15 protein-coding genes are annotated in these 16,837 nt (G+C 51.6%); 11 read left to right on the top strand and 4 right to left on the bottom strand.

Annotated elements, in window-relative coordinates; genetic code table 11:
* Nucleotides 1-36: 36 nt before the first annotated feature.
* A complete protein-coding gene (locus ROJ03_RS10180) occupies nt 37-1,080 on the bottom strand; it encodes a LacI family DNA-binding transcriptional regulator (protein WP_313726943.1) in 1,044 nt (347 codons plus the stop codon).
* A 288-nt stretch (nt 1,081-1,368) separates the two neighbouring features.
* Between ROJ03_RS10180 and ROJ03_RS10175 the strand changes: the two genes are divergently transcribed.
* The 4 genes from ROJ03_RS10175 (at nt 1,369) to ROJ03_RS10160 (ending at nt 6,529) form a co-directional block, all read left to right on the top strand.
* Complete coding sequence (locus tag ROJ03_RS10175; RefSeq protein WP_313726942.1) at nt 1,369-3,297, top strand: glycoside hydrolase family 127 protein; 1,929 nt, start codon at nt 1,369-1,371, stop codon at nt 3,295-3,297.
* A gap of 48 nt (nt 3,298-3,345) precedes the next feature.
* Complete coding sequence (locus ROJ03_RS10170; protein WP_313726941.1) at nt 3,346-4,692, top strand: sugar ABC transporter substrate-binding protein; 1,347 nt, start codon at nt 3,346-3,348, stop codon at nt 4,690-4,692.
* 62 nt (nt 4,693-4,754) lie between these two features.
* Nucleotides 4,755-5,663: a sugar ABC transporter permease gene (locus ROJ03_RS10165; protein ID WP_313726940.1), complete on the top strand. Its 909-nt coding sequence runs from the start codon at nt 4,755-4,757 to the stop codon at nt 5,661-5,663.
* Nucleotides 5,663-6,529: a carbohydrate ABC transporter permease gene (locus ROJ03_RS10160; protein WP_313726939.1), complete on the top strand. Its 867-nt coding sequence runs from the start codon at nt 5,663-5,665 to the stop codon at nt 6,527-6,529. Before ROJ03_RS10165 ends, ROJ03_RS10160 begins: the two co-directional genes overlap by 1 nt.
* A 46-nt stretch (nt 6,530-6,575) precedes the next feature.
* On the opposite strand, the gene murD is transcribed toward ROJ03_RS10160, so the two are convergent.
* Entirely contained in the window at nt 6,576-7,904 is a 1,329-nt protein-coding gene (murD, locus tag ROJ03_RS10155; protein ID WP_313726938.1) for a UDP-N-acetylmuramoyl-L-alanine--D-glutamate ligase, read from the bottom strand.
* Between the two features lie 499 nt (nt 7,905-8,403).
* Here murD and ROJ03_RS10150 point away from each other — a divergent pair, with 499 nt between their 5' ends.
* The 7 genes from ROJ03_RS10150 (at nt 8,404) to dnaB (ending at nt 14,351) form a co-directional block, all read left to right on the top strand.
* Nucleotides 8,404-10,107, top strand: coding sequence for a GGDEF domain-containing protein (locus ROJ03_RS10150; protein ID WP_313726937.1), 1,704 nt, complete (start codon nt 8,404-8,406; stop codon nt 10,105-10,107).
* A gap of 157 nt (nt 10,108-10,264) precedes the next feature.
* A complete protein-coding gene (rpsF, locus tag ROJ03_RS10145; RefSeq protein ID WP_313726936.1) occupies nt 10,265-10,546 on the top strand; it encodes a 30S ribosomal protein S6 in 282 nt (93 codons plus the stop codon).
* Nucleotides 10,547-10,580: 34 nt separating this feature from the next.
* Nucleotides 10,581-11,063: a single-stranded DNA-binding protein gene (locus ROJ03_RS10140; protein ID WP_313726935.1), complete on the top strand. Its 483-nt coding sequence runs from the start codon at nt 10,581-10,583 to the stop codon at nt 11,061-11,063.
* A gap of 43 nt (nt 11,064-11,106) precedes the next feature.
* On the top strand, nt 11,107-11,391 hold the full coding sequence (rpsR, locus tag ROJ03_RS10135; protein WP_313726934.1) for a 30S ribosomal protein S18: 285 nt from the start codon (nt 11,107-11,109) through the stop codon (nt 11,389-11,391).
* A 15-nt stretch (nt 11,392-11,406) separates the two neighbouring features.
* Nucleotides 11,407-12,375 carry a DUF115 domain-containing protein gene (locus ROJ03_RS10130; RefSeq protein WP_313726933.1) on the top strand — a complete coding sequence of 323 codons (969 nt, stop codon included), beginning with the start codon at nt 11,407-11,409 and terminating at the stop codon, nt 12,373-12,375.
* 12 nt (nt 12,376-12,387) lie between these two features.
* Nucleotides 12,388-12,960, top strand: coding sequence for a 50S ribosomal protein L9 (rplI, locus tag ROJ03_RS10125; RefSeq protein WP_313726932.1), 573 nt, complete (start codon nt 12,388-12,390; stop codon nt 12,958-12,960).
* Between the two features lie 5 nt (nt 12,961-12,965).
* A complete protein-coding gene (gene dnaB / locus ROJ03_RS10120) occupies nt 12,966-14,351 on the top strand; it encodes a replicative DNA helicase (protein ID WP_313726931.1) in 1,386 nt (461 codons plus the stop codon).
* On the opposite strand, the gene rseP is transcribed toward dnaB, so the two are convergent.
* Both rseP and dxr read right to left on the bottom strand, forming a co-directional pair.
* Nucleotides 14,341-15,723 carry an RIP metalloprotease RseP gene (gene rseP, locus ROJ03_RS10115; RefSeq protein WP_313726929.1) on the bottom strand — a complete coding sequence of 461 codons (1,383 nt, stop codon included), beginning with the start codon at nt 15,721-15,723 and terminating at the stop codon, nt 14,341-14,343. The two genes, dnaB and rseP, sit on opposite strands and share 11 nt — an antisense overlap.
* Nucleotides 15,720-16,835 (bottom strand): 1-deoxy-D-xylulose-5-phosphate reductoisomerase, encoded by a 1,116-nt coding sequence (gene dxr / locus ROJ03_RS10110; RefSeq protein WP_313726928.1) that lies wholly within the window; start codon nt 16,833-16,835, stop codon nt 15,720-15,722. Before dxr ends, rseP begins: the two co-directional genes overlap by 4 nt.
* Between the last annotated feature and the right edge of the window lie 2 nt (nt 16,836-16,837).

Genomic DNA, 16,837 nt, shown 5'->3' with positions numbered 1-16,837 from the left:
ACTGTAGGGAATAGGCAGCGAGGGTGACCTCCAGGACTAGATGTCTTGTGCTTCCAAAGCAGTGGATTCCCTTTCGATGATGGCACAGCTGAGCCGGATCTGGTTGTTTTCGTTTTTTTCCCCTTTTTCGATGAGGTCAAGCATGACCGAGGCTGCTGTATGCCCTATCTCAAACAGGGGTAGGGCGACACTGGAAAGTGCCGGCCTGCAGACCGAGGAGATTTCTCGGTTGTCAAATCCGATAAGTGCCACATCCTTGCCGACCTCAATATCGTGCTGGTTGCAGTAATCCAGGACACCCATCGCCATCAAGTCGTTCATGGCAAAAATTGCAGTAACTCCCTCTTTCAGCAGCTCGGGTGCCAGTTGGTACCCGAGGTCCCTTGTCCAGTCCCCATAGCGGATGAAGTGCGGATTGTAGGGGACGGCATGCTCATAGAGCGCCTCCTGGACCCCAAGCAGGCGGTTGTTTGTGTGCCAGGAATCCTTTACCCCTGCTACGATCCCAATCTTAGAATGACCTTTGGACAGGAGCATCTTGGTGACATTTCGGGCCGCCTCGCAGTCATCATAGATGACGGCGGGGATGGAGTGGTCCTCACTATAGCAGTACGCACAGACAAACCTGGTATCCTTGGGAATTGAGAGAGTGGCAAGGGAGTGGCTATGGCAGCCTATGTAGATGATGCCATCCACCTGTTTGCTGAGCATCTGCTCCACCATATCGTTCACCAGACGGGATTTCTTTTGTCCATGGCCTACGCTGTGGCCAAACTGCTTGTTGAACCTAAGGTTGCCAAGGATATAGTGGTAGGACCTTGATTCGCAACAGACGCCGATCCCATCGATGATGTCAGGGGTGTTGAATACCGTAAGGTCCTCAGCAATGATACCCAGGGTCTTGCTGTCACCTGTCTTCAGGTGGCGGGCATAGAGGTTCGGCCTGTAGTTGAGCTTCTTAGCAGCAGCCAACACGGCCTTTTCGGTCTCCTTGCTTACCCCTTTCTGGTTGTTCAGTACTTTTGAGACTGTTGCAATCGAAACGCCCACACACTGTGATATCTCTTTGATGGTAGCCATATGCAAGCAGTATAGCATGAAAAACGTTTACATCCACTCCCTTCCTTTTGGAGTATACCACTAAAACAGTCAGAAAAAAGGATTACATATACAGAGAACGTTTAACATTTGAAAATATGATGGTACATTTAATGTAGGTGTAAAATGGCACTGAAACGGAAATTAAGGCTTTACAAATACAAATTACGGGTCTATCCTAGGTATGTAATGTTAAACGTTTAGTATCCTTTTATTCATGTGCATATACCCATATGGAATAGGGATACTTGGTTACACAGTGGGGAGTCTATGGAAAGAACCTATCGAATCGTGAATGCTGGTGCCGTGCAAGTTACCGACCCTCTCTTTTCTCACTATGTTTCGATGATCAGTGAAGTGGTACTCCCGTACCAATGGGAAATCCTCAACGATAGGGTGGAAGGTGCTACAAAATCCCATTGCCTGGAAAATTTCCGCATCGCAAGCGGAGAAAAGCAGGGTGCATTCTACGGTCAGGTATTCCAAGACAGTGATGTGTACAAATGGCTCGAGGCCGTTGCCTACTGCATCCAGCAGGGAAAGGCATTGCAGTTCATCCCGATCGCTGATGAGGTAATCTCCCTTATCGGGAGAGCACAACAAAAGGATGGGTACCTGCACACCTATCACATCGTCAACGGGATGGAGAGGCGCTGGTCAAACCTGGTGGAGGCGCACGAACTCTACTGTGCAGGGTATTTGATCGAGGCTGCAATGGCCTACCATGAAGCAACAGGAAAGCGCCGTTTGCTGTCGGTTGCAATCGCATTTGCTGACCTGATATGCAATACCTTTGGACCGGGGGAAGGGCAACTCCATGGATACCCAGGGCACGAAGAGATCGAACTCGCCCTGATCAAGCTATTCCGCCATACCAAAGATGCACGCTATATGGATACTGCACGCTATTTCCTGGAGGCCAGGGGCAGTGAGCCGAACTATTTTCTCCAGGAGATTGCACAGCGCAACGGGGAGAGCCACTACCATGAGTTCAGGGCATACGACCTGCACTACGCACAGGCCCATGTACGGCCGGTGGAACAGCGAACCGTTGAGGGGCATGCTGTTCGAGCCCTCTATCTCTACAGCGCTATGGCAGACTACGCCACTGATGCACACGATACAGCCTTTGCCGATGCCTGTACGGCGCTTTGGGACAATCTGGAAGAGAAGAGGATGTATATCACCGGTGGGGTAGGGTCGTCGGGATTTCTGGAACGTTTCACCACCGATTACGACCTTCCGAATGAGCGGGCCTACTGCGAGAGCTGTGCCTCGGTGGCCCTCATGATGTTCGGAAAACGGATGGCGGCATTGTCCAAGGAAGCGCGCTACTACGAAGGGGTGGAACGGGCTCTCTACAACACGGTCCTCGCGGGTATCCACCATGATGGACTGCACTACTTCTACGTTAATCCTTTGGAGGTATGGCCCTCTGCATGTATGGCATCAAGTTCGATGGCACATGTGCAACCTGTTCGCCAGAAATGGTTTGAGGTAGCCTGCTGCCCAACAAATATCGCCCGGACCCTGGCAAGCCTTGGCCAATACATCTACTCCTCTGATGAGCGGGGGATCCTGGTCAACCAGTTCATCTCCTCTCGCCTTGAGGTTGCACACCATGATGAGACCATCCATCTCACTATGGTGGTGGAGCCTACCAGGCGAAGTTTGGTGACATTGACAAGCGATGGGAACCTTGAGCTAGGTATCAGGCTTCCTTCCTATACATCGGCAGTCGTTTTCAAGGTTGATGGTGTGGTTAGGCATCTCAAGGAAGAACATGGATATGCACTGGTTACTTTGGAGAAAGGCTCTGTCTTGAGTTTTGACCTGGCTCTGCAGCCTACCTGGATGGCAGCCCACCCTGAAGTCCGTGCAGATTCCCACAAGGTCGCCCTCACCTATGGGCCGTTCGTCTATTGCCTGGAAGAGATGGACAACAGTGCCAATCTTGGCGGGTTGGGCGTTGCCATTGCTCCAAGGCCTGCCGTTGTGGGCTCCCTGGACACCCTTCCCGGCTCGCTGCCCATACTTGGCTATGAAGGTTTCCGCTTGGATACCCAGAATGACGGGAGACTCTATGCCCCTGCGAAGTTCATGCAGAGGGCAGAACCCTTGCAGGCAGTACCCTACTGCCTGTGGGGAAATCGCAAGCCGGGGGAGATGGTGGTGTTCCAGCATCTTTGTCGAATATAGGTTATGCAAGCCAGCGTTGCTGGTATGATAAAAAAAGGATGGTAAACAATGAAAAAAAGAGCTTTGCTGACCGTTTTACTCTGTGTTTTCATGGTATTCAGCTTGATGGCAGCTGGCACCAAGGAAGCAGCTGCTGCTGATTCCCGTGTAAAGGTCACCTATTCCTATTGGGGGACTCCTGATGAAGGAGCCGCAGTGCAGAAGGTTGCCGATACCTTCAATGCATCACAAAACCGTATTTCCGTAGAGATCATGGCCATCCCGCATGACACCTACGTGACCAAACTCAATACCCTGGCAACGGCTAAGAACCTCCCGGATTGCGGTATCATGAGTGAGGCTGGGGTCCTGCAGTTTGCAGAGAGTGGACTCCTGTACGATGTCTCGAAGATGTATGGCCCAAATGATTCCAAACCTTTGGATTCCTTGGTCTTCCGCTATGAAGGTAAACCTGTTGCCTATTCGGCTGCCAACGAAATCCTTCTGCTCTACTACAACAAGGCGATGTTTGACAAGGCTGGGCTGGCCTATCCTCCCGCTGATGCAAAGAATGCATGGAACTGGGACCAGTTTGTCGCCAACGCCAAGCTGCTGACACTGGATGCGAACGGAAACAACGCCACAAGCCCAAAGTTCAATCCCAATGCCATCGTCCAGTATGGCGCCATGGTTGAGAACCTTACCTGGCAACTGGAAGTTTGGTGCCTGAGCAACGGAAGTGGATTCTACAGTGCTGATGGATCGAAGGTCATCATCAACGATAGTGCTGCCATCGATGCCCTGCAGAAGATTGCAGACCTCTATCTGGTGCATCACGTTGCCCCTCTCTCCTCGGGCCTGACCGATGATGGCGTCCAGCGCTCTCTCATTGCAGGAACTTGTGCCATGACCACCAACGGTGCATGGAATGTCGGGACCAGTCTCGCTTCCGCCCGGAGCGAAGGCCTGGACTACGGTGTTGCTGTCCTTCCTTTCATGAAAGAGAAGGTGACCATTGGAACCGGTGGACCGAACGTCGTATTCAGCCAGTCCAAACACCCGCAAGAGGCTATGGAATGGGTGAAATGGTATATGCAGGAAGAGAACAGCTGGTCACTGATCGAGACTGGTATTTGGATGCCAGTGCTTGACAAGTGGTATACTGATGAGAGTTTGACACGAAAGTGGGTAGAAAACCCCAACTTCCCGCCGTATGCTGAGTATAAGAGTGCTGTTGTTGACTATGCCCGTGGGTATGCACGATCCACCTCCTGGTACTATGTGAACAACACCAATGATTTCAACACCCTTCTGGGTTCAGTGCTTGGAGAGGTCTGGACAGGAAAGAAGAGTGCGAAGCAGGCTATTGAGGGCAGTTACCCCTCACTGGTCTCGGCCTTCAAGGGCGGTATGTAATTGCACAAGCAGGGACAGTGGGGTTAAACCCCCATTGTCTCCTGCATGTTGGAGGGTATTGGATGCGACAGAGAGACGGGAAATATCTAGGGAAGAGAAGTGAGTCAAGGGCTGCCTACCTATGCCTCTTACCCTCTATCATCGGCTTGGTTTTCCTGACCTATATCCCGCTGGTAAGCGTGTGTGTCCTGGGATTCTTCAAGTGGGGGAAGGGTGCTCCGGATCCAGTCTTTGTGGGCCTCCAGAACTACATCCGTCTTTTTACCGTCGACCCGTACTTTCGGGATTCGTTGAAGGTGACACTCTATTTCAGCCTGCTTGCGGTTCTCGGAAGCATGGTCTACTCACTCTTCATTGCGATTTTGCTCAACCGGAAGATCCCAGCCCGTGGATTCTTTCGTGCCATTTTCTATCTGCCGTATGTATTGCCTGCAATGGCAGTCTACATCGGATGGTCCTGGCTCTATGAATCCAACTTTGGGCTTTTCAACTACATCCTCTCAACGTTTGGAGTTCAGAAAGTGAGGTTCCTGGCAGATTCTTCCCTTGTCGGGCCATCCCTCGCCCTGATAGCCGTCTGGCTTTCGGGAAACCTTATCGTCATTTTTCTGGCAGGTCTGCAGAATGTCCCACAGGTCTACCATGATGCAGCAGAGATTGATGGTGCAAATGGCTTCCAGCGATTCCTGCATGTCACCATTCCCTGCATGACCCCGATTATCTTCTACAATCTGCTGATGGCCCTCATCACCAATATGCAGATAGTGACCCCCGCCCTTGCATTGACCAACGGAGGACCTGGAAATGCCTCGACCTACATAACTTACCTTATGTACCGGTATGCCTTTGTGTCCAATCAGCTGGGGTATGCTGGGGCCATTTCCTTTGTGTTTTTCATCCTCATTGCCATACTTACCATACTTCTGTTTGCAACGAGCAAAAGCTGGATTTTTTATGAAGGAGAACGCTGATGAGTATCCAGTTTGCCTCCCTGCACAGCAAGGACCGGATCGCCCGCCTTTCAAACCTTGTCACCCTTGTCCTGCTGACATTTTTGGGTGGTCTTGTCATGCTTCCCATCTGGTGGATGTTCCGTTCGAGCCTGATGACCAATACCGAGCTCTATGCCTTTCCCCCTGCCTTCTTTCCCAGCCATTGGCTCTTCTCCAACTATGCAAGCACCATGGAATTCTTCCCCTTCTGGTCCTATCTGAAAAACACCCTCACGATCATTGTCCCCTCCATAGTGGGTGGGACCGTTACCGCAACCATGGGAGGGTATGCCTTCGCCAGGCTCAGGTTCAAGGGAAAAGACCAGCTGTTCTTGCTATGTGTCGGGTCGATGTTGCTTCCCACCATGGTTACCCTGCTTCCCCTCTACATCATCTGGACACGGCTTTTGCATGTCTATGATTCCTATCTTCCCCTGGTGCTGCCCCATTTTTGTGGGGGAGGCGCATTCAACATCTTCCTTATCAGGCAGTTCATCAAGTCCATCCCACGCGAATTGGACGAGGCGGCGACCATCGATGGAGCAGGGCCCTTGCGGATCCTGGTTTCCATCATAGTACCAGCGATAAAGTCGGCAATGATTGTGGTGGCCCTCCTGCTCTTCATCATGCTGTGGAATGACCTGTTGCAGCAGATAATCTACATCAATAGCCTGGAGAAGTTTACCATCGCACTTGGGCTATCCCAGTTCAAGGGAAGCCTGGGAACCGACTGGTCAAAGATCATGAGCGCAACCTGCATGTCCTTTGTGCCGGGCATCATCTTCTACCTTATCGGCCAGCGGTACTTCATTGAAGGAATTGTGATGACCGGGTTGAAGAACTAGCTGATGGGAGCCTGCACCCTCTAGGTGGCCTAGAGGGCATTGTTACCTATTCGCCCTCAAGGATGAGACCCACCAGGTTCTTGAACTGGTTTCCCCGGTCGAACTCATTGGTGAACAGCTCAAAGGAAGCACAACCTGGAGAGAGCAGGACTACCTGCGGTAACTCCGGGAGGTCCTTTGCCTTCTTCAGTGCAAAGGAATGGCTGCTCAGCAAAGCCTCTTCCATCGTGGAGAAGGGGCCTTTGTAGGCTATCTTGTGTTGCTTGAGTAGGGGAATGAGCTTGTTTCTCGTAAATGATCCATCCAGGAGAGAGAGGCTGGAGGCTGCCTGAAGCACATCGAGCATGGCATCTGGCTTCAGGTTCTTGTCTGTCCCGCCACAGATGAGGTGAGCGGCCATGTTCCTGAAACGGGCAAAGGTAAAGTGGACGGCTTCAGGAATCGTTGCTGCACTGTCATTGATAAAGAGAATCGTGCCCTGCAGGCCGACCTGCTCGATCCTATGGGGAACTCCGGAGAAGGTCTCCAGTCCCTTGAGGACAGCTTTCCATTTGAATCCGAGGGCAAGGAGGATGGCATAGGCGCTCTTGAGGTGGGGCATCTCCTCGACCTCCTTGGCACAGGTCCTGTCGATGCCTCGCACATGCTTGCTGTCTAGCTTGGTTTGCTTTTTGACCCGTTTGGTCATGACATCAGGAACCACCGCCATTTTGGTAGACTTGGAGAAGAGCTCAAGCTTGTCTTCAAGGTAGTTCTCGATGCTCTCGTAGGAATTGAGGTGGTCGGGATAGAAGTTGGTAAGGGCACAGATCTCCATCGGCGGCAAGTCCCCATGCATGGCGGCCACGGTATCGCGGATTTGCCAGGAGGAGAACTCACATACAAGGTAGTCAGGGATCTTCTTTTGTTCGTCATGTCTCTTCTCCCATTCCTGGAGGACCGAGAATGCGCTGATGCCCATGTTTCCGCACTGCATCGCCTCATACCCAAGTCTGTCGAGGACATGGGCAACGGCAGCCGATGTGGTCGTCTTTCCTTTTGTTCCGGTTATCGCGATGATTTTTGTCTGTTCACACCATGGGGAGGAGAAGAGCCATGCAAAATCATTGACCACCATGCGCGAATAGGAGAGAAGGGGATGGTTGGGGGGGATTGCTGGATTCTTGACCACAATATCTGCCCAAAGGAAGTCTTCCTTGCGGTGGGTTCCTGCTATGCATGTCGCACCACGTGAAGAAAGTGCTTCCATTTCAAGGCCGAGGTCACAAGTTCCTTTCAGGTCAGTGATCCTGACCTCATCTCCATGGTCCAGAAAATACGTGGCGGCAGAATATCCACCTCCATTCATTCCCAATCCAAAGATCAGAACCTTCATGCCCCCTCCTCGTTACTACAATGTCATAGTAGAAATAAAACAGCTGTAGAGCAATAAGGTAGCATGATTTATCGGAAAAATGTAAGAAAGGTCTTTTCCCACGCGGTTTAGCATCAAATAGATTCTTCATACCCCTTGACGTTGGCAACCCATCTTTGCATAATGATACGGTAATTACAAAAATCCTCCGGAATTGGCCTGGCCAATAACCCAACCGGTCGATAAGGAGCTCTACAGTGCCTTGTGGAAGAAAAAGAAAAAAGCATAAGATTGCTACTCATAAGAGAAAGAAAAAGCTCAGAAAGAATAGACATAAGAACAAGAAATAACTTTCTTTCAATCTTATCATACTGCTACGTGCAGTTCACAAATGCAAAAACCGCCGGTCGCTCCGGCGGTTTTCAATTGTCTCTCTGACTTGTTTTTTTACAACACCCTCATGATTTTTTTCTGGTAGGTATGGAAAGCCCATGCTAGTATGGAGTTATTGGAGGCCCTTATGGAACCCGCCTCTTTTCCCGCACACTTGTTGCAGGCTTTCTCCAAGCTATCCCTCGAGTATTATGTGGTCCAGCTCGGTGTGCACTTGAAGGTACTGCACAGGGGAGGGCGTTCCACAACCTGTTTTGGGTATCCCTGCGATTCCTTTGCCCAACAGATGGAATCCGCCTACAAAAAAATGATCTTTGCTGAAGATCTGGTACGGGTCAGCGAGGCAATCTGTGAGGCAAGGGAGACCAAACAGGATTTCGAGCTGCTGTTCCATGTAATCCAAAGCGATCATACTGTTGCACCTTGCCATGTTTTTGGCACCTACCTATACACCTTGGAAGGATTTCCTGTTTTTTTGATTTTGCCATCGGATGATCTTGGCATCATCTTTCCGTCTGACAAGAGCGCAGAGGCAATCTCCTTTTCCTTTGTCGCTTCAACTGGACTACTGCTGGAGGGCAACCTCCAGTTCCAGAGGGCTTTCCGAGTCACTGAGGTCCCTTCCCTGTATGAAGCCGTCCACATGTTTGTTCTACGGTATGTCCATCCTCAGGACCAGAAGATGTTTGACTTTTTTGCTGATAGGGCCTCGTTGCTCTCCTCCTTTCCCCAACCCACTGGAGAAAACATCGTCCTGTTCAGGCGAGCCAGTTATGATGGTTCCTACCAAGGGTACCGGTGGTCAATTCTCAGCGTGAAGGTTTCGTCTGGACCTGACAGTGAAGAGCTGATCTGCATGGTATCGATTCGGGACGTTGGCTCAGAGAGCGCTGCCTCCCAAGCCCATTTGGATCCCTTGACAGGGGTTTTGAACCGCTCCGCCCTTGAGAGGGGGGTGGTCCAGGCATTGGTGCAGGAGACAGCCAAAGGGGAGATGGGTGCTTTTTTTGTTCTGGATATCGACCATTTCAAATGGGTCAACGATACCTACGGCCATGATGTCGGCGACCGTACCCTGCAGTTTGTCGCAAATTCCATCAAAGGAATCTTCCGTCCCCATGACATCATAGCAAGGCTTGGCGGCGATGAGTTTGCTGTCTTCATCACCGGTATCCCGTCCCAGGAGCTTGCCATTGCCAAGGCAGAGGCTCTCTGCAGCAAAATCCGTATCCCCCAGGGCGAAAACCAGATAACCTGCAGTGTGGGCATCTCCCTCTATCCCGAACACGGGACCACCTTTGAGACCCTCTATCACAGTGCTGACCTAGCTATGTACCAGGCAAAGACGGAGGGGAGGGACAGGTATTGCCTCTATGGGACACATGGGGTCAATCCCAATATGAGGAAACCGGTCGACAAGCAGTGGCTGTTCTCTCTGCTTCAGGAGGAAATTTACCTATGCAACCTGGACACCTATGAGCTGCTCTTTGCCAATGATACTCTGGTGAAAAGGTTGGGGATCATCAACGGGACCGCTAGAGGACCTTGCTACCAGATCCTGCATAAAAGATCATCGCCCTGCGAGGATTGCAAAAATCTCCTGTTGAAACCCAACCAAACAAGCAGCTGGATAGGCCATGACAGGCAAAACGGAACCCTGTTCCTTGTTCGTGAACGCTCACTTCTGAGCAAGGGGATACGGGTCAAGCTCTCCGTATCAACACCGCTACCCCCATGCTGGAATGGTGCTCTGATGGACAGCTCCTTGGTGGATGGAACTGAAACAACCAAGGAAAACTCCTCAGGCCCCCCAGCCTTGATGGATGGGTAACCCTAGAGTTGCAACAACGGCAAGCTGCCTTCAAGCCCTTATGGCAATTCATGATATCTTTGCCCACTTTGTTGACTGGAAACTCTGATATGTGGTAGTGTAGGTGGAACCTCTTTATCCGCTCTTGGGCGGATCATTATGTCCGTAAGGAGGAACCATGAGAAATTATGAGTTCACAATCATCTTCGATGCAAACGAAGAAAAAACACAGGCTGGCCTAGAGTTGGTGACCAGCGCTTTCGCAAAAGCTGGGGTAGAGATTACCAAGCAGGAAGATATGGGCGTCAAGTACCTCGCCTACGATATCAAGAAACAGGAAAAAGGCCACTATGTCTACTTCGAAATGAAGGCTGACCCTTCCACGATCCTTGGATTCGAGAAGGATTTCTTGCTCAGCACTGCCATCTTGAAGTTTCTGTTTGTCAACACAGAAAAATAACCTTCGTTAAAAATTAATCAATTGGAGCAAAAGAATGGCAAATGACTTAAATGTGATCGCGCTGGTGGGCCGTCTGACTCGGGAAAGCGAGCTTCGCTATTCCAGTGGTGGTATGGCTATCTGTCGTTTTTCACTTGCTGTTAACCGTAGAAAGAGGACGGCGGACAACAAATGGGAAGATGAGGCCAACTTCTTTGATTGCACCATGTTTGGAAAGAGCGCCGAAGGCCTGAACCAGTATCTGGAGAAAGGTCGGCAGGTTTCCATCCTTGGTGAATTGAGGCAGAGCCGCTGGGAACAGGATGGACAGAGTCGTTCCCGCGTCGAGATCGTAGTCAATTCCTTGCAGCTCCTTTCAAGTTCGAGTGGTGATCGCACCGAAAGGCCCCGTACTGACGGACCTGCGGCGAGAACCCAGGGATCCTATGGCGCAAAGCCTGCCACACCTCCACCCACCATGCCAGACATGGACTTCGGTGGTCCTGAGCAGTTCGATGACGACCAGATCCCTTTCTAAAATCCTGCTAGAAAGCAGAGAAAGTTGTTAAGGAGAAAAATTCATGCGTGATGACGATAAAGATTCCAACGATATGGATAGGGGCGGTAGAGACAGAAGATCAGGTGGCGGACGCAGACCCAGCTTCAGAAAGAAGGTCTGTAAGTTCTGTACCCAAAACCTCACCCCCGATTACAAAAACCCTGAAATGCTTCGCAGATACATCACTGAGAGGGGCAAGATTCTTCCAGCTCGTATCACCGGCTGTTGTGCTAAGCACCAGAGAAGTGTTACTAACGAGATCAAGAAGGCACGCGTACTCGCATACCTTCCTTTTGAGAAGAAGTAAGCTTTGTTGGGCGTCATGAATCAAGATGAAAAACAGCTGATAAGAAATGCTGCCATTGTAGCGGGTGTGAGTTTCATACTCTCCCGGTTCATGCTTGGCAACTTCCTGTTCACCATTCCTCTCATGGTTCTCGCGCCAAAGTTTTCCGATCGCAGACATGCCTTGATCCCAGTGGGGGCCGTAGCGCTCCTGACGGTGATAGTCTCCCTGTTCCAGGCTCGAAATGCGCTTGGAGATCCTACGGGGAGGATGCTGTTGGTCATCGGATTGTTCATTCCGGTTGTCTTGTTGGTTGGCTCTGCATCATGGATTTATTTGGAAGGCCAACGGACAATGGTACGCTATCTTGCCTCCGCCTCGTTTGGTGTGGTGGCTTCGATGGTATTGGTTATCTGGCTTTCTGCCGGTTCTGAGACGATCACGAAGGTCGACGCTGCTATGCTGCAAGCCTTTCGTGCCATATTCGGAGCGGTGGAAGGAAATTTGGAAACCCCTGGCGCTGTCACTGTAAGTGAAGTGGACAGGGTTTACCGGTTGTCGGTGATGGTAGGTGGATCGATCCTGGCCCCTCTTTGTATGGGACTGGTGGGATTTGCTTCCTTTATGGCGATGAGTTACAAAGGACGGTACGATGAAGGCTTTTCACGTCGCATAACCCAGTGGTCTGTTCCTGAAATCACCCTTTGGGTGTTTCTTGGGTCGTGGACTGTGGTTCTGCTGCTGATGGTTTTCAAGGCTCCCTATCTGGGGCGCGCCCTTGCAATGAATGTTGCCTTGGGCTCCTGCGTACTTTATGCTGTACAGGGGATGGCCATCGTGTTGCACTTTTTGCGACGCAAGGGCTTGCCCATCAGTGGGGGCCGCTTGATGACAACCCTGTTCCTGATAGCTTTCTTGGTACCCGGTTTGAACATATTGGTTGTCTTCGTTTTGCCTCTTTTGGGGGTTACGGAGACTTGGATAGTATTTAGAAAAGACGAGTAAGGAGTTTTCCATATGAAAATCATTCTCAATCAGGATGTCGTAAACCTCGGAGAAGAGGGAGACGTTGTAGTTGTAAAGGATGGGTATGCCCGTAACTACCTGTTGCCTACTGGCACTGCAGTGTTGTTCAACAAGACCAACATGGCTCTGTTCGCTTCACGTCAGGCTGCAATCGAAAAGCGCAAGATCGAAAAACGCGGACTTGCTGCAACCCTGAAGACCAAGCTGGACAAGACTACCGTCACCTTGGTGCTTTCTGCTGGTGAAAGCGGCAAGCTCTTTGGTTCTGTCACCTCAGCCATGATCCAGGATGCCCTTGCAAAACAGGGTGTTGAGATCGAGCGCAAGCGCATTGAAGTACCTACCCACAGCATCAAGATGGTTGGTACCTACACAATCCGTGTCCGTCTCTATGAGGACGAGAGCTCTGATGTCAAGTTGGTAGTTGAAAGCGAAAACCAGGTCAAGGCTCGCCAGGCTGCTGAAGCCAAGGCTGCCTCTGAAGCTGCCAAGGCCGCTGCCAAGGCCGCTGCCGATGAAGCCAAGGTCGCCAAGGAAGCAGCTGCTGCTGTAGAGAAAGAGTAAGGGCAATGGCGTCGAATAGTCTGCTTGGGCGCGTTCCCCCTCAGAATGAAGAGGCTGAACGTGCCGTCCTAGGAGCAATCCTGCTCAATGATAAGGTCCTTGCAGAAGTGACCGACTTTTTGGGTAGGGATGATTTCTATAAGGTTGCCCACCAAGAGCTGTTCGGTGCCATCGTTGCTTTTCGTCAGGAGAGTTCGGAAACCCTTGATCTGATCACCCTCAATGCATATCTCAAGCAGAAGAGTCTGGTTGACAAGTGCGGCGGGCTTTCCTACATCTCTACCCTCACCAGTGATGTCCCAACCACAACAAACGCAGCCTACTATGCCAAGATTCTCAAAGCCTTGGCACAGAGGCGTAAGCTGCTTCTCTTCTCCTCGAAACTGAAGGACAATGCCTACGATGAGTCGCAGGACATCCAGAAGGTGATTGATGAAGGGGAGCAGTCCCTTTCCCAGCTTAACAACGAGACTGCTGGCAGTGACAACTACTACAGTATCAAGGACCTGATAACAACAACCATAAGTGATATCGAGGAACGGAGCACTACTGGGATCAAGAACGGTTTTGAGTCCACCTTTGCCTCCCTCGACTCAATCACCGGTGGATTCAAGAAACAGGAGTTTGTCATAGTGGGGGCAAGGCCTTCCATTGGTAAGACTGCCTTCGCTCTCTCCATCACCCTCAACATGATCGTCAAGAAGAAATACCGGGTCGGGTTCTTCTCTTTGGAAATGAGTGCCTCCTCCCTCATGGAACGGTTGCTCACCGGCCATAGCCGTGTTGATTTCTCCCATATCCGCAAGGCAACCCTCAAGCATAGTGAGATGAACGCCATCATAGATGCCTCTTCATCGCTCTACGATGCTGAGCTCTACATCCAGGACACACCAAACATGAAGCTGATGGAGTTGCGTGCCCAGGCAAGGCGGATGAAGCTTGAGCATGACATCCAGGTCATCTTCATCGACTATATCGGACTCATCGATGCAGAAGCCGATGCCCGTATCCCGAGGCATGAGCAGATCTCTATCATCTCCCGCTCGCTCAAGCAGCTTGCCCGTGAGCTGGATGTCCCTGTCGTCTGCCTCAGTCAGGTTGGTCGACAGGCAGATGGTGTGGAACCCAAGCTGAGCGACCTGCGTGACAGCGGATCCATCGAACAGGATGCTGACGTGGTCATCCTCCTGCATCGTGATGTAGGAAAGAACCGCACCGACGATGAAGCCGAACGACAGAAGAACAATATCCAGGAGACGAAGGTCATCATGGCCAAGAACCGTAACGGTGAGACAGGGGTATTCTCCCTTGCATTCATCAGCAATATTGTTCGGTTTGAAGAGATGGAATTCAGCAGGAAATACATCGCCGGCAACAATCCTAACGTCTGATCGACAAGAAGTGGCGCATATCCACATACCCCAGGAATAGGAAGATACAGACTACCGAGAAGATCCCGACCAACTGGAGAATCCAGTAGGTTCTTGGTCGTATGCGTTTTCCTGTCACCCATTCGGTGCAGGCTATCAACATCTGTCCTCCATCGAAGGCAGGCAGGGGAAGCAGGTTGGCTATGGCCAAGGAGATGCTTACTACCCCCAGCAGATAGAACAGTGCCCTCAGGCCGCTGCCCATATTGCTCTCCAATCCCAATGTGGTTATATCCCCGATCATCAGTGCAGCCCTTGCCATACCGGTAAATTCCTGTCTGACATCGGTATTCTTTCCCTGGATGAGCAGGATCAGGGAGGTCACCGTATCCCTGGCCATCTTGACGGAAGTATCCCATCCATGTTTCAGGCTAAAGGGTGGGACCTCAACATTCCGGCTTTCAGTCTGGATGGAGAAGTTCCACTCCCCATTTCCCTGTTCGTCAAGGTCAGGCCTGAAGAGGATGTGTTCTTCTTTGCCACTGCTCAGGATGGTAAGGTCTGTCAGGTTCGTGTCTTCCGAAAGGGCAACCAAAAGATCCAGGTCATTGGTGATCTTCTCCCCGTTGGCAAAAGCAATGGTGTCACCAGGTTTGAGCCCTGCATTGTGTTCTGGTGTCGACGGGCGTACGCTTCCGACGACAGGTTTCTTGGCAGGGGAGAGCCCGTAGCGGGGTTTGCCGGAGGACAAGTCTGCCCTTATTAGGAACTCAAGGCCTTGGCCGTCCCTTGTGATGGCAAACCTCTGAGCTGTTGTGCCTTCCGCCAGAAGGCTTTCCAGCATCTCCCAGTCCGAGATGCTCCTGCCATTCAGGGAAAGGACACGGTCGCCTGTGCGCAGGCCCTGTGCATAGGCTGGGCTGTCAGCATTGGCAAAGAGGGTGGGGTAGTCATTGACTGTTGCAAGGATAGGCTCGGTGGTGAGTACCTTATAGGGCGTTGATGCTAGCAGGGAGTAGAGCAGTATGGCAAACCCTAGGTTGAGGAGAGGCCCTGCAAGATAGGTTAGCAGACGTTTGGCTGGGTGGACCGAAAACAGGGAGCCTTGCTCCGTGTGGGTAAAGTGTTTGGAGTTTTGGATGAGGGCCTGGCTTAGGTCGTCAGAGCCCTTGAGTCTGCAATACCCCCCGAAAGGCAGGAGGCTGAGCCTGAAGTCGGTACCTTTGTACTCTACTCCACATAGCTTTGGTCCCAGCCCAAAGGAAAAGACCTCAACGCCAATCCCACAGGCCCTTGCGGCCAATAGGTGTCCGATCTCATGGATGACCACCACCAACCCTATACCCAGAAGCCCGATGAGGTATTTGCCGATGATGATCAGAAAGCTTGTCATAGGAAACTTCTTGTAAGTTCACGAGCCTCTTTGTCGAGCTCAAGTGTCTCCTCAAAGGATGAGGGTGCTACCTGCCAGCTTCTCTCAAGGGTCTTCTCAATAGCGCGGATCATCTTTAGATAGGTGCATCGCCTCTCAAGGAATGCGTGGACAGCGACCTCGTCAGCTGCATTGAATGCCAAGGCGGAACCACCCTTGCGTTCCAGTATGGAGAAGGCAAGCCCAAGAAGGGGAAAGCGCTGGTAATCGGGTTGCTCAAAGGTAAGGTTGAGGTTGGTGAAATCCAAGGGCCGTACCAGACTGACAGACCCGTCAACCAGGGCATTGACGATAGGAAGTGTCATGTCAGGAGGGCCCATCTGTGCATAGACTGCCCCATCCCGGTGGCGGATCATCGAATGGACTATCGACTGGGGATGGATCACGACCTCGATCTTCTCTGCGGGCAAGGCAAAGAGATAGGAGGCTTCAATGACTTCCAGAGCCTTGTTTGCAAGGGTTGCGCTGTCGATGGAGATCTTCTTGCCCATTTTCCAGGTGGGATGGGCCAAGGCCTGTTCCACGGTGATGTGGCCGAATGCATCTGATGCAAGGGTCCTGAAGGGGCCTCCGCTTCCTGTGAGGATGAGCGAGCCGATCTCATTGGTATCCCGGCCCTTGATGAGCTCGGCAAGGGCGCTGTGTTCGCTGTCGACGGGGATGATGCGGCTCTTGTGTTGCCTAGCCACCTCAAACAGGTAGGAACCGCCACAGACCACACTCTCCTTGTTGGCAAGGGCAAGGTCGAAACCCTGTTCAAGGGTCAGCAGGGAGGCCTTGAGGCCATCGAACCCTGCGATGCCGTTGAGCACCACATCTGCATCAAGGGATGCAAGCATCTCCTTAAGGCCGGTGACTCCACTGAATACAGAGAGTCCTGGATAGGGGGTACAGTGACGGGCGGTGAGGCAGATAGCCTTGCAGGAGAGTTCAAGGGCAAGCTGTACGAGCTTTTCCTCATTGCTGTGGGCAGAGAGCCCTACAACCTCTACCTGCAGCTTCAGGTCCCGTATCGCCTGGATGGCCGTGGAACCGATGCTCCCTGTGCAGCCAAGGATAACAACCCGCTTCATGG

Source organism: Sphaerochaeta sp. PS, from assembly GCF_032144095.1.
Classification (GTDB): domain Bacteria; phylum Spirochaetota; class Spirochaetia; order Sphaerochaetales; family Sphaerochaetaceae; genus Sphaerochaeta.
Note: the sequence above shows the minus strand (reverse complement) of the source record. Positions and strands in the feature narration are given on the sequence as shown.